Genomic DNA, 12,863 nt, shown 5'->3' with positions numbered 1-12,863 from the left:
GCCTATCCGCGCGACTCCGAGGGCCGGGCGGTGGAGCCGCGGACGATCAGTTCGAACGGCAGGGCGCCCGGCTCGTGCTGCGGGGTCGGCGCCTCGGGGTCGTCGATGTCCTCCAGGAGCGCGGCGACCGCGCGCTCGCCCTGCGCGCGGGGGAACTGGTCGACGGTCGTGAGCCGGAAGAACTCGCCCAGCTCGTGGCCGTCGATGCCGCTGATCGACAGGTCTTCGGGCACGCGGTAGCCCAGTTCGCGCGCGGCGAGGATCGCGCCGATGGCCATCTCGTCCGACGCGGCGAAGATCGCGGTGGGGCGGCTCCCGGGGCGCCCGAGGAGCTGCTTGGCGGCGCGGAAGCCGCCCTCGATGGTGAAGTCGGCGGGTTCGTAGAGGTGCGGAGAGGCGGGGATGCCGGCATCCGACAGCGCCAGCTCGAAACCCTGACGACGCCGCGTGGGGATGTGGAAGTCGATGTCGAACTGCGGGTTCGCGCCGATGTGCGCGATCTCGCGGTGCCCGAGTGCGAGGAGGTGCTCGGTCGCGAGCCGCGCGACGGCGACGTCGTCGACGGTGAGGGTGGGAAGGCGCGAGCTCGGGCCGCCGATCGCGATGACGGGCAGGTCGAGTTCGCGGAGGTGTTCGGTCTCTTCCTCGCCGAGCTCGATGGAGATCGCGATGACCCCGTCGACCCGCTGGCGGCGGAGGAAGGTGTCGAAGATGTCGCGACGCTCGGCACGGTCGTCGGTGAGGCTGTACAGCGTGATGTCGTAGCCGCGGCGCATGAGCGCCGAGGCGATGCCCGCGAGCACCGTGCTGAAGAACCACCGATCGAGGTAGGGCACGAGCACGCCGATGTTGCGCGTGCGCCCGGACGCGAGGCTCGACGCGGAGGCCGAGACCACGTAGCCGAGGCTCTTCGCCGCGTCCTCCACGCGCCCCCGGGTGGGGAGGGAGACGTTCCCGCGCCCGCTGAGCGCGCGCGAGACCGTCGCCGTGGAGACCCCGGCGAGTCGGGCTACCTCATCGATGCTGACCACGTCGTCACCTTCTTCCGGGGCTCGCGCCCCCGATCAGTCCTGCGCCAGCCACACCGCCGTGTCGCCGGGGAGCGTGCCGTCGCCGAGAGGGCCGGAGGCCACGAGCACGCGTCCCGTGGGGAGCGGAACGGCGGTGCTCCCGGTGTTGGCGACGACCGTGAGCTCGCCCGTGCGGAAGGCGAGGACGTCGGCCTCGTCGGCGCCGTCCGGGACGTCGATCCACTCGAGGTCGTTGGCGCCGAGGCCGTAGGCCGCGCGCTGCGCGATCAGCGTCCGGTAGAGCGACAGGGTGGAGTCGGCATCCGTCGTCTGCACGTCGCGGGCGAGCGTCGCCCACTCGGCGGGCTGCGGCAGCCAGCTCTCACCCGACGGGCTGAAGCCGTATGCGGCGCCGTCGGAGGTCCACGGGATCGGCACGCGGCAGCCGTCGCGGCCGTAGCGCTCGCCGTTCGTGCGGAACCACGTGGGGTCCTGACGCGCGTCACCGGGGATGTCGATGACCTCGGGGAGGCCCAGCTCCTCGCCCTGGTAGAGGTACGCCGAGCCGGGGAGGGCCAGCATCACCGTGGTCGCCGCGCGGGCGCGGGCGAGGCCCACCTCCGGGATCGGCTGGCCGGGGGAGTCGGGGCCGATGCCGTGACCCTGCGGGTTCTCGGCGCTCAGCGCGAGACGCGAGGCGTGACGGACGACGTCGTGGTTCGACAGCACCCACGTGCTCGGGGCGCCGACGGCGGAGTACGCCGCGATCGAGCGGTCGACGACGGTGCGGAGGGCCGCGGCATCCCAGCCGGTCTCGAGGTAGGCGAAGTTGAACGCCTGGTGCATCTCATCGGGACGGACCCACTCGGCGGTGCGCTCGGGGGTGGGCAGCCACGCCTCGGCGCAGAGGGCCCGGTCGCCGTCGTACTCGGCGAGGAGGAGGTGCCAGTCGCGATAGACCTCGTGCACGCCGTCCTGGCCCCAGTACGGCACGTTCGCCTCGTCGCCGCCCATCGAGCCGCCCTCGGGGGAGGGGGTGTAGTCGGGGAGGCCGTCGGCCTTGATCAGGCCGTGCGCCACGTCGACGCGGAAACCGTCGACCCCGCGGTCGAGCCAGAACCGCAGGATGCGGCGGAACTCCTCGCGGACCTCTTCGTTTGTCCAGTCGAAGTCGGGCTGGGAGGTGTCGAAGAGGTGCAGGTACCACTGGCCGGCGGTGCCGTCGGCCTCGGTGACGCGGGTCCAGGCGGGGCCGCCGAAGACGGAGTCCCAGTTGTTCGGGGGCAGCTCGCCGTTCTCGCCACGGCCGTCGCGGAACATGTAGCGCGCGCGCTCGCGGCTGCCGGGAGCGGCGGCGAGGGCCTGCTGGAACCACTCGTGCTGGTCGGAGGAGTGGTTGGGGACGAGGTCGACGATGATCCGGATGTCGCGGGCGTGCGCCTCGGCGAGCATCGCGTCGAAGTCGTCGAGCGTGCCGAAGATCGGGTCGACGTCGCAGTAGTCGGAGACGTCGTAGCCGGCATCCTTCTGCGGTGAGCGCTGGAAGGGGCTCAGCCAGATCGCGTCGATGCCGAGGTCTTCGAGATCGGCGAGGTGGGCGGTGACGCCGCGGAGGTCGCCGATGCCGTCGCCGGAGCTGTCGGCGAACGAGCGGGGGTAGATCTGGTAGATGACAGCGGTGCGCCACCACTCGGCGCCGGGGCGCGAGGCGGCGGTCTCGGTGAGGACGGCGGACTGGAGGGATGTCATCCGCCCAGGCTACTGCAAGCGCTTACATCGTGCGGAAGAGCGGCCCTGAGGAGTTCCCCAGGATCACCTCGGGCTACGGTGGGCGAGTGGATGCCGCCCCTCTCGCACGCGCCGAATCGCTGATCCGCTCGATCCCCGACTATCCCGAGCCGGGCATCGTCTTCCGCGACATCACCCCGCTCCTCGCGGATGCCGCGGCCCTCGGCGAGGTCATCGATGCGCTCATCGCCCCGTTCGCCGGGCGCTTCGACGTGGTCGCCGGGATCGAGGCGCGCGGATTCCTCCTCGCCGGCGCCATCGCCACGCGCGCCGAGGTGGGTCTCGTCCCGATCCGGAAGGCCGGCAAGCTGCCCCGGCCCGCGGCATCCGTCTCCTACGCCCTCGAGTACGCCACCGCGACGATCGAGGCGCACGACGACCTGCCCGAGGGGGCGCGCGTGCTGCTCGTGGACGACGTGCTCGCCACCGGCGGGACGCTCGTCGCGGGCCACCAGATCGTCCGCTCGCTCGGCGGCGAGGTCGTGGGGTCGGCCGTGCTGCTCGAGATCGCCGCCCTCGGCGGACGCGCGGCCACCGGCGACGTGCACGCGGTCTTCACCGTCTGAGATCCGTCCGAGGGTTCTCTTGACCCTCACACGGTGTCAGGCTCTTTCCTGGGATCACCATGTTGAGTATCGGAGAGTTCGCCCGGCTGGCCGGCGTATCGGTGCGGATGCTGCGTCATTACGACCGGCTCGGCCTCCTGCGCCCGGAGCGGGTCGATCTGCACAGCGGCTACCGGCGGTACGCCGCGGCCCAGCTCGAGCGCGCCAACCAGCTCGTCGCCCTGAAAGACCTCGGGTTCACTCTCGAGCAGGTGGGCGTGCTGCTGGACGACGGGGTGGATGCCGCGGCGCGGGACTGACGCAGCTGCTGCGCGCACGTCGGGACGCGCTGCACGCGCAGATCGACGCCGACCGAGATCGGCTGCGGTCGGTCGAGGCGAGGCTCCGGAGTATCGAGAAGGAGAATCCCATGTCGGAGTTCATCGAGACCGCCCTCTCCGAGTTGCACCTCGTGCAGCTGTCGGCGCGGATCACGGAGATGGCCGAGGTCGAGCAGGAGATCGGACCCATGTTCCAACGCGTCGCCGACACACTGGATGCCGCCGGGGCTGCCCGGGTGGGTCCGGGGGTCGCGACCTACACGGTGGAGGGCGAGGGGATGGTCGCCGCCGCCGCCGAGCAGATCGGAGAGGCGCCCACCCCGGCTGGACTCGAGGCCGTGACGGTGGCCGCCGCGCCGCGCGCGCTGACGACGCGGTACCGCAGCGCCGACCTCGCCGGCATCCAGCAGGCATGGCAGGAGCTCGTGGCCGAGGTGGAGCGGCGTGGCCTCATCGCGGCGGGCACGTGCCGCGAGGTGTACCTGTCCACTCCGATGGACACGCCGGGAGCGGCGTGGGAGGTGGACCTCCAGCAGCCGGTGCGATGAGCCGGCGACGGGTCTGACTCCTCCGCGTGCCGGCTCAGACGAACTGCGGGATGTCGAGCCACGCTTCGGGGGCGGGGGCGGCGCCGTCGCGGGTGACCGTGCCCTCGATGAGCCCGTAGGGGCGGTCGGCGGCGTAGAAGACCTCGTTGGGGTTGTCGAGACCGAATGGGGACAGGTCGTAGACGAAGTGGTGCTTGTTCGGCATCGCGAAGCGGACCTCGGCGATCTCGGGGCGTGCCTCGATGACCGCCTTTCCCATCGCGAACAGGGTCTGCTGGAGGGCCAGGGAGTGCACCGAGGCGAAGACCTCGAGCATGACGTCGACGACCTCGGTGTAGAGGGCGTTGTAGTCGATGCCGGCGGACACCGCGTCGGGGAGGAAGCGCCAGCGTCCCGTGACGGAGGTGGCCATGATGCGGTCGTCGGTCTCGACGAGGGTCGTGTACCGGTCGCGCGGGAACCCGGTGAAGGCCGATCCGCTGGACTTCAGCACCGTCAGGTCGCGGATGCCGCCGATGACGTGCGTGGCGCCGTCGGCCTTCTGCACCGCGGCGAGGCGCGTGGCCTGTCCGCGCCGGACGAAGGAGTGGTCGTGCGGGCGGCCGCCTGCGGTGATGCGCTCCCACTCGTACTGCTCGGCCTGCCAGAGCCCGCCCTCGACCCAGTCGAACTCCGAGACGAAGTGGTTCCCCAGGGCCAGCAGGTACTCCTCGGGCGAGGGGATGCCGACCTCCTTCGCGAACGCGAACGCGGTGTTCTTCTGGGTGTCGGTGGCCACGATCAGGGAGTTGTCGCCGGTGAGGAACGAGTCCGAGAACGCCTGACCGCGCAGCTGCGAGGTGACGTTGAGGTCGACGATCTCGTGGCGGGGCGTGTCGCGGTAGATGCGCACGACCCGGTTCTCGGCCTTGCCGTACTTGTTGGCGCCGAGGCTCACGGTCACGTCGGTCATGTCAGCTCCCTCGGTAGGTGGAATAGGCGAACGGGCTCAGGAGCAGCGGCACGTGCAGGTGCCCGTCGCCCGCGACGGTGAAGGTGACGATCGCCGCGGGGTAGAACGTCTCGACCTCGCGCGCGGCGAAGTAGGCGCCGGTGGCGAAGGTCAGGGTGTGCACGCCGTCCTCGAGCCGGTCGGGGCCGAGCGCGAGGCGCCCGTCGGCATCCGTCACGCCCTCGGCGATCGCGGTGACGGAGCCCGTACCGTCGCCGGGGTCGGCGACGCGGGCGAGGGTGACCCCGACGCCCGTGGCGGGGCGACCGGTCGCGGCGTCCAGGACGTGGGTGGTGAGGTGGCTCATGGCTCGATCATCCCCCGCAGGCGCAGGATCGCGATCTCGCCGAGCTGGCCGAGCGCCTCGTGTGCTTCGGCGGCGTCATCGCCCGCGAGGCGGCGCTCGAGCTCGGCGCGCATCTCCTCGGGGGAGCGCCCGGCGGCGCGGATGAGGAACACGCGCCCGAACCGCTGCTCGTACGCGGCGTTGCCGGACGCGATCGCGGCGGCGACGTCGCTCTCTGCGGTGCGCATGGCCGACTGCTCTCGGGCGGATGCCGCCGCCTCCGCCCCCTCGCCGGTGACGCGTTCCCCGATCCGGGGGTGGTGCGCGAGGGCGATGTCGAGGTCGTCCCGGGTCCAGGTCGCGGCGAGGGCCGCCGCGCGCTCGGCGAGGGCATCGACCGACGCGTATGGGCGCCCGGCGACGACGTCGTCCACCCAGCGGGGGATCGCCGCCCACACCGAGACGACGGATGCCGCGGTCTCGGCATCCGCCGCGTTGAAGTCGTGCAGGAGCATGCCCCGACGTTAGGCCCCGCCGCGTTTCGATCGCATTACGCGGCCAGGTCCCGGAATGTTGGTGTGGGTAACACGCGGGAAATCCGCGCGGCCTAGCGTGGGCGGCATGACCCAGGTCTCCGTGTCGTCCATCGCCGCCCCCCGCGTCTTCCTCGACGGGGAGTTCGCGCCCGCGACGGTCGACGTCGACGGCGGCGTCGTGTCCGGCATCCGTCCGTTCGACGCGGATGCCGCACACGTCGTCCCCGACGACGCGGTGCTCATTCCGGGCCTCGTCGACTCGCACGTTCACCTGGATGAACCGGGCCGGACGGAGTGGGAGGGGTTCCTCACCGGCACCGCCGCTGCCGCCGCGGGCGGCGTGACGACGCTGTTCGACATGCCGCTGAACAGCGTCCCGGTCACCACGACCGTCGAGGCGCTCGCCGACAAGCGCGCCGCCGCACAGGGCAAGCTCGCCGTGGATGTCGGGTACTGGGGCGGCGCGGTGCCCGAGAACCTCGGGACGCTCGTCGAGCTCGCCGACGTCGGCGTCGTGGGGGTCAAGTGCTTTCTCTCGCCGTCGGGCATCGACGAATTCGGGCACCTCGACGCGGCGCAGCTGGAGGCCGCCCTGGCCGAGCTCGCCGTGTTCGACGGGCTGCTGATCGTCCACGCCGAAGACCCGGCGCACCTGCACGCAGACGGCCCGCTCGGCCCGCACTACGCCGACTTCCTCGCCTCCCGCCCGCCCGCGAGCGAGGAGGCCGCCATCACCGCGGTCATCGACGCCGCCCGCCGGACCGGTGCCCGCGCGCACATCGTGCACGTCTCCGACGGCACCGCGCTCGACGCCGTCCGCGCCGCGAAGGCAGAGGGCGTGCGGCTGACGGTCGAGACGTGCCCGCACTACCTCACCCTCCACGCCGAGGACGTTCCCGACGGCGCGGGAGCGTTCAAGTGCTGCCCGCCGATCCGCGACGCGGCGAACCAGGACCTCCTCTGGGCGGGCCTCCTCGACGGCACGATCGACGCCGTCGTGAGCGACCACTCGCCCTCCACCCGCGCGCTCAAGGAGCAGGGCGGCGGCGATTTCGGCCTCGCGTGGGGCGGCATCGCGGGCCTGCAGACGGGGCTTTCGGCGGTGTGGACCGCGGCGCGGGCCCGCGGCATCCGTCTCGAGGATCTCCTGCCGCTCATGACCACCGGGCCCGCGCGCATCGCCGGGGTCGACGGCCTCGGCGCGATCCGCCCCGGCGCTCCGGCGCACCTCGTCGTCTTCCGCCCCGACGCGGGATGGACGGTGGATGCCGAGCGCCTGGAGTACCGCAACAAGCTCTCGCCGTGGCACGGACAGCGCCTCTTCGGCGTCGTCGCCGAGACCCTCGTGCACGGCGTGCCGGTCTGGCGTGACGGCGAGGGCCTCCTCGCCCGGGCGGGACGTGAGATCCTGGCGGAGCCGACGGCACTGACAGCACTGCCCGCCGGCGGAGGAGACCGATGAACGTTCCCCCCTTCCCCGTCCTGCAGCCCGGGACCGGCGCCATCCCCGGCGAGCACTATCTGCGCGCGACGCCCGAGACGATCCTGTGGGGGCGGCTCCCGTGCGCGGCGGATGCCCCGGTCCTCCGCATCGCTGACGGCGCGACGGTCACGGTCGACACCGTCAGCCACGAGGGCATCCTCGAGGACCACGGCAAGGACCCGATGACCTACTTCACCGGACAGGGGGTGGACGCGGCATCCGTGCTGGAGGATGCCGTGACGATCGCCGCGGAGTGCGCGCGCGACCCCGAGCGCGACGGCCCGCACGTCGTGACCGGACCGATCTTCGTCGAGGGCGCCGAGCCCGGCGACCTCCTGCGGATCACGGTGGAGGCCCTCGCCCCGCGCGTGCCGTACGGCGTCATCTCCAACCGGCACGGCAAAGGCGCCCTCGTCGGCCAGCTCCCCCGCGGGGATTTTCACGTCAGCGTCTTCACTCCCGTGGAGGAGCGCGACGGCGGGCTCGTCGGCCTCCTCCCGATCGTCGACGGCGGCGAGCGGGTCATCGCGTTCCCGCTCGCGCCCTTCCTCGGGACGATGGGGGTGGCCGTCTCGGGTGACGAGCGGCCGCACTCGGTCCCGCCCGGGTCGCACGGCGGAAACATCGACATCAACCTGCTGGTCGAGGGGACGGCGCTCTATCTCCCGGTGCAGGTCGCCGGCGCCCTCGCCTACGTCGGCGATCCGCATTTCGCGCAGGGCGACGGCGAGGTCGCGCTGACGGCGCTGGAGGCGTCGCTGCGCGCGACGCTCCGTTTCGACGTGATCCCCCGCGCGGAGGCGCTCGCCGAGTTCGGCGAGGTCACGGGACCGCTCGTCCGCACCCCCGAGTACCTCGTGCCCACGGGCCTGGATCCCGACCTGAATGAGGCGATGCGCGCGTGCGTCCGCTCGGCGCTCGACCTCATCGAGGGGCGCTGGGGCGTCGAGGAGCACCTCGCCTACGCGTACCTCAGTGCCGCGACGGACTTCGACATTTCGCAGGTCGTCGACATCGTCTGCGGCGTGCACGCCCGCATCCGCGAGGCCGACTTCGAGGGGGTCCCCCGTGCCGGACGCTGAGACCACGCCCGCCGAGACTCCCCGCGAGATCCCCGCCGACCTGGCGGAGGCATTCCACGCGTACGAGCGCGCGATCATGGCGAACGACCTCGACGCCCTCGATGCGGCGTTCATCGACGGCCCCGACGCCCTCCGCGGCGATGCGGCAGGTCTCCTCGTCGGCCACGATGCGATCTCGGCCTTCCGCGGCACGCGCGGCGGAGTGCCGACGCGCGTGATCGAGCGCATCGAGTACCGCCCGCTGGCGCCGGATGCCGCACTCCTGGTCTCCGTCTCGCGGTACGCCGGCGGCGGGACGGGACTGCAGACACAGCTCTGGCAGAAGCAGGACGGCGGGTGGAAGATCGGCGCCGCCCACGTCACGCCCCGCGCGGCAGCTCTCGACCGCTCGGTGTGGCGGACGGTCGGCGACCCGCTCTTCCAGGGTGCGTGGGACGGGCCGCTCCAGGGCCTCACGGTCGCGGTGAAGGACCTCTTCGCGATCAAGGGCTACCGCATCGGCGCGGGGAACCCGGTCTTCCTCGACAGTGCGCGCCCCGAGACGACGACCGCGCCGGCGGTGAGCGACCTCCTGCGGGCGGGCGCATCGTTGCGCGGCATCGCGCGCACCGACGAGTTCGCCTATTCGATCGCGGGCGACAACGCCCACTACGGCACGCCCCCCAACGGCGCGGTTCCCGGCACGCTGCCGGGTGGCTCGTCGAGCGGGCCGGCCACCGCCGTGGCGACCGGCCAGGCCGACATCGGTCTCGCCACCGACACCGCGGGCTCGATCCGCGTGCCCGCGTCGTACCAGGGGCTCTGGGGCCTGCGCACGACCCACGGCCTCGTGCCCCGGCAGGGACTCCTTCCCCTCGCGCAGAGCTTCGACACGGTCGGCTGGCTCACCCGCGACGGCGCGACCCTCGAGCGCGTGGCGGACTGGTGCCTGAGCTACGACGGGTCCGACTCGACCGAGAGCGTCTACGGTCCCTCGGGCGTCGACCTCCCGTGGCGGTTCACGGTGCCGACCGAAGCCCTCGCGGCGGTCGAGGACGCCACGCGCGCGGCGTTCGAGGCCTTCGTCGCGGGGGTCCGGGATGCCGGTGCCGAGGTGGTCGAGGTCTCGATCGGCGATCTCGACGAGTACCTCGTCCCGTTCCGGACGGTGCAGGGCGCCGAGGCATGGCGGAACAACGGCGAGTGGCTGCGCGAGCACCCGGGGGCGGTCGGCGCGGCGGTCGCGGAGCGCTTCCGCGCGGCATCCGTCCTCACCGCCGATGACGAGCGGTACGCGCGCCGACGCGTCGCGGACCTGCGCGCACGCCTGGCGGATGCCGTCGCCGAGACGACCCTTCTCCTGCCGACCGTGCCGGGCCCGGCGCCGCTGCGCACCCACGATTCCGCCCACCTCGACGCGGTGCGCGCGGCGACCCTCCGCCTCACCACCCCCGCCGCGGTCGGCGGGCTCCCCGCGCTGTCGGCGCCGCTCCTGCGGGTCCCGTCGGCGACGGGCGTGGCCCCCGTCGGGGTCTCGGTCGTCTCGCGGGAGAACACCGACATCGCCCTCGTCCGTCTCGCCCGCCGTCTCGCGCCTCTCGGCGCGACGGCGGCACCCCGATCCCCGCAGGAGTCCCCGTGACCGACGCCGCCCCCGCCACTGCTTCCCCCGCCGACCTTCCCGGAGAGATCGCTCCGCCCCGGCGCCTCCTCATGGGGCCGGGGCCGATCGACGCGTACCCGAGCGTGCTGCGCGCGCTGTCGGCGCCGCTCACCGGCCAGTACGACCCGTTCATGACCGCGACGATGACCGAGACGCAAGTCCTCTACCGGCAGGTCTGGGGCACCGAGAACGAGGCGACGGTCATCGTCGACGGGACCTCGCGCGCCGGGATCGAGGCGGCAATGGTCTCGCTGATCCGACCCGGCGACCGCGTGCTCGTCCCGGTGTTCGGCCGCTTCGGGCACCTCCTCGCCGAGATCGCGGAGCGCGCGATGGCCGAGGTGCACACGATCCACGCCGAGTGGGGACAGGTGTTCCCCGTCTCCGTCGTCGAGGAGGCGATCGCGCGCGTGCGCCCGACGCTGGTCGCGATGGTGCAGGGCGACACCTCCACCACGATGCTCCAGCCGCTCGACGAGATAGGCGAGGTCTGCCGTCGCTACGGCGCCCTGTTCTACTCCGACGCGACCGCGTCGCTCGCCGGCAACCCGTTCGAGGCGGACGCCTGGGGGCTGGATGCCGCCACCGCAGGTCTCCAGAAGTGCCTGGGCGGACCCTCAGGCGCAGCGCCCCTCACCCTCAGCCCGCGCGCGGTCGAGGTCGTGACGGCCCGGAAGCGCGTCGAGGCCGGCATCCGCGAGGAGGGCGACCCGCAGGCGCCGGACTTCGTCCGGTCGAACTACTTCGACCTCGGCATGATCCTCGACTACTGGGGACCGCGGCGCCTCAACCACCACACCGAAGCGGCGTCGATGCTCTACGCCGCGCGCGAGTGCGCCCGTCTCGTCCTGGTCGAGGGGCGCGAGGCCGTCATCGCCCGCCACGTCCGCGCGGGCGAGGCGATGCTCGCCGGGGTCCGCGCGCTCGGGCTCACCACCTTCGGCGACCTCTCCCACAAGATGACGAACATCGTCGCGGTGTACATCCCCGAGGGCGTCCCCGGTGACGCCGCCCGCGCGGCGATGCTCGAGGACTTCGGCATCGAGATCGGCACGTCGTTCGGTCCGCTGCACGGCAAGGTGTGGCGCATCGGGACGATGGGCTACAACGCCCGCGAAGACGCCGTGATGGTCACCCTCGCCGCCCTCGAGGCGGTGCTCCGCCGCTTCGGCCACACCGCGTTCACCGCCGGCGGCGGGGTGGATGCCGCCGCAGACATCTATCGGGGCGCGTGACGTGACGACACCCCTCCTCGCGGTCGATCGCGACCGCATCGCGGCGGCCGCCCGTCGGGTGATGGCCCGCTGCGAGGAGCTCGCGCGCGTCACGGCCACGCCCGGCGCGATCGAGCGGGTGTACCTCTCGCCCGAGCACGCGCGAGTGAACCGGCTCGCCGCCGAGTGGATGCGCGAGGTCGGCATGACCGCGCGACAGGATGCCGCGGGCAACCAGTACGGCCGCATCGACGGCGCGCGCGGCGCCGAGACGCCCGCGCTGATGCTCGGGTCGCACCTGGACACGGTGCCGGACGCCGGGCGGTTCGACGGCATCGTCGGGGTGCTGATGGCGCTCGAGGTCGTCCGCCTGCTCCGCTCACCGGACGCGGATGCGCGCCGGGTCGACCTCCCGTTCGCGCTCGAGGTGATGGCGTTCTCCGATGAGGAGGGCACCCGGTTCGGCAAGGCGCTGCTCGGCTCCTCCGCCGTCGCGGGCACGTGGGACGAGTCGTGGTGGACGCTGACGGATGCCGACGGCACGACGCTCCGGGAGGCCTTCCTCGAGTTCGGTCTCGACCCCGGCCGCGTCGGCGAGGCCGCCCGGCGTCCGGATGAGCTCGTCGGATACCTCGAGGCGCATATAGAGCAGGGACCCGAGCTCGATGAGCGCGGCGAGTCGCTCGCCGTCGTCTCGTCGATCGCCAGCGCCCGCCGTTTCCAGCTCGTCGTCGAGGGGGAGGCCCGCCACGCGGGCGGCACGCCGTACGACCGGCGCCGCGACGCGCTCCTCGGTGCGAGTGAGGCGGCCCTCGCCGTCGAGCGCATATGCCGCGCGGAGCATCACATCATCGGCACCGTCGGTCAGCTCGAGACCTTCCCCGGCGCGGTCAACATCGTCCCCGGCGAGGTGCACATGAGTCTCGACCTGCGCGGCGAGTTCGACGATGCCCGTGACCGCGTGTGGGACGCCCTCGCGCGCGACCTCGACGCGTCGATGGGACGCCGCGGTCTCCGCTGGCGCGCGCGGGAGATCCACCGGGCGCCCGCGGTGTTCTGCCGTCCGCTCCTGCAGGACGTCGTGCGCGAGGGCATTCTCGCGACTCGCGCGGGCGACACCCGCGAGGACACGACCGCCGAACCCGCGACGCTCTTCTCCCGCGCCGGTCATGACGCGATGGCGATCGGCGCGGTGACCGGGGTCGGGATGCTGTTCTTGCGGAACCCCGACGGCATCAGCCACCACCCCGACGAGGCCGTGTCCGCGGGCGACGTCGCCCGCGGCATCCGTGCCCTCGCCGAAGCGGTCCTCCACCTCGCCCACGACCCCGCCCACGCGCAGCCGTAGCAGGCTGGAAACACACCGCGGGTAGCGTGAACGCCCCCGCACGATCCGG

13 protein-coding genes are annotated in these 12,863 nt (G+C 72.7%); 8 read left to right on the top strand and 5 right to left on the bottom strand.

Annotated elements, in window-relative coordinates:
• Positions 1–2 precede the first annotated feature (2 nt).
• Together KZC50_RS03825 and KZC50_RS03820 are read right to left on the bottom strand one after the other, a co-directional pair.
• A complete protein-coding gene (locus KZC50_RS03825) occupies positions 3–1,031 on the bottom strand; it encodes a LacI family DNA-binding transcriptional regulator (RefSeq protein ID WP_301131848.1) in 1,029 nt (342 codons plus the stop codon).
• Positions 1,032–1,064: 33 nt separating this feature from the next.
• Complete coding sequence (locus KZC50_RS03820) at positions 1,065–2,759, bottom strand: glycoside hydrolase family 13 protein (protein WP_310890673.1); 1,695 nt, start codon at positions 2,757–2,759, stop codon at positions 1,065–1,067.
• 86 nt (positions 2,760–2,845) lie between these two features.
• Here KZC50_RS03820 and KZC50_RS03815 point away from each other — a divergent pair, with 86 nt between their 5' ends.
• The 3 genes from KZC50_RS03815 (at position 2,846) to KZC50_RS03805 (ending at position 4,232) form a co-directional block, all read left to right on the top strand.
• Positions 2,846–3,364, top strand: coding sequence for an adenine phosphoribosyltransferase (locus tag KZC50_RS03815; RefSeq protein ID WP_053546627.1), 519 nt, complete (start codon positions 2,846–2,848; stop codon positions 3,362–3,364).
• 59 nt (positions 3,365–3,423) lie between these two features.
• Entirely contained in the window at positions 3,424–3,663 is a 240-nt protein-coding gene (locus tag KZC50_RS03810) for a MerR family transcriptional regulator (RefSeq protein ID WP_310890672.1), read from the top strand.
• A gap of 110 nt (positions 3,664–3,773) precedes the next feature.
• The gene (locus tag KZC50_RS03805) at positions 3,774–4,232 is read left to right on the top strand and encodes a GyrI-like domain-containing protein (RefSeq protein ID WP_310890671.1); all 459 of its coding nucleotides are present in this window, start codon (positions 3,774–3,776) and stop codon (positions 4,230–4,232) included.
• A gap of 34 nt (positions 4,233–4,266) precedes the next feature.
• On the opposite strand, the gene pucL is transcribed toward KZC50_RS03805, so the two are convergent.
• From pucL to uraD, 3 genes are read right to left on the bottom strand one after another with little or no spacing between them, the layout of a single operon-like run.
• Entirely contained in the window at positions 4,267–5,184 is a 918-nt protein-coding gene (pucL, locus tag KZC50_RS03800) for a factor-independent urate hydroxylase (protein ID WP_310890670.1), read from the bottom strand.
• A 1-nt stretch (position 5,185) separates the two neighbouring features.
• Positions 5,186–5,530, bottom strand: coding sequence for a hydroxyisourate hydrolase (gene uraH, locus KZC50_RS03795; RefSeq protein ID WP_310890669.1), 345 nt, complete (start codon positions 5,528–5,530; stop codon positions 5,186–5,188).
• A complete protein-coding gene (gene uraD / locus KZC50_RS03790; RefSeq protein ID WP_310890668.1) occupies positions 5,527–6,024 on the bottom strand; it encodes a 2-oxo-4-hydroxy-4-carboxy-5-ureidoimidazoline decarboxylase in 498 nt (165 codons plus the stop codon). The genes uraH and uraD overlap by 4 nt, the downstream gene beginning before the upstream one ends.
• 106 nt (positions 6,025–6,130) lie before the next feature.
• Here uraD and allB point away from each other — a divergent pair, with 106 nt between their 5' ends.
• From allB to KZC50_RS03765, 5 genes are all read left to right on the top strand, one after another.
• Entirely contained in the window at positions 6,131–7,507 is a 1,377-nt protein-coding gene (allB, locus tag KZC50_RS03785; RefSeq protein WP_310890667.1) for an allantoinase AllB, read from the top strand.
• A complete protein-coding gene (locus tag KZC50_RS03780; RefSeq protein WP_310890666.1) occupies positions 7,504–8,610 on the top strand; it encodes an acetamidase/formamidase family protein in 1,107 nt (368 codons plus the stop codon). Before allB ends, KZC50_RS03780 begins: the two co-directional genes overlap by 4 nt.
• Positions 8,597–10,231: an AtzH-like domain-containing protein gene (locus KZC50_RS03775; protein WP_310890665.1), complete on the top strand. Its 1,635-nt coding sequence runs from the start codon at positions 8,597–8,599 to the stop codon at positions 10,229–10,231. Before KZC50_RS03780 ends, KZC50_RS03775 begins: the two co-directional genes overlap by 14 nt.
• Positions 10,232–10,302: 71 nt before the next feature.
• Positions 10,303–11,487, top strand: a complete 1,185-nt coding sequence (locus KZC50_RS03770) for a pyridoxal-phosphate-dependent aminotransferase family protein (RefSeq protein ID WP_301132234.1) — start codon at positions 10,303–10,305, stop codon at positions 11,485–11,487.
• 1 nt (position 11,488) lies between these two features.
• Entirely contained in the window at positions 11,489–12,814 is a 1,326-nt protein-coding gene (locus tag KZC50_RS03765) for an allantoate amidohydrolase (protein ID WP_053546619.1), read from the top strand.
• The last annotated feature ends 49 nt before the right edge of the window (positions 12,815–12,863 follow it).

This window comes from Microbacterium aurantiacum, assembly GCF_031625015.1.
In the GTDB taxonomy this organism is placed as follows: domain Bacteria; phylum Actinomycetota; class Actinomycetes; order Actinomycetales; family Microbacteriaceae; genus Microbacterium; species Microbacterium aurantiacum.
The sequence above is the reverse complement of the archived record's forward strand: the minus strand, read 5'-3'. Positions and strand labels throughout refer to the sequence as shown.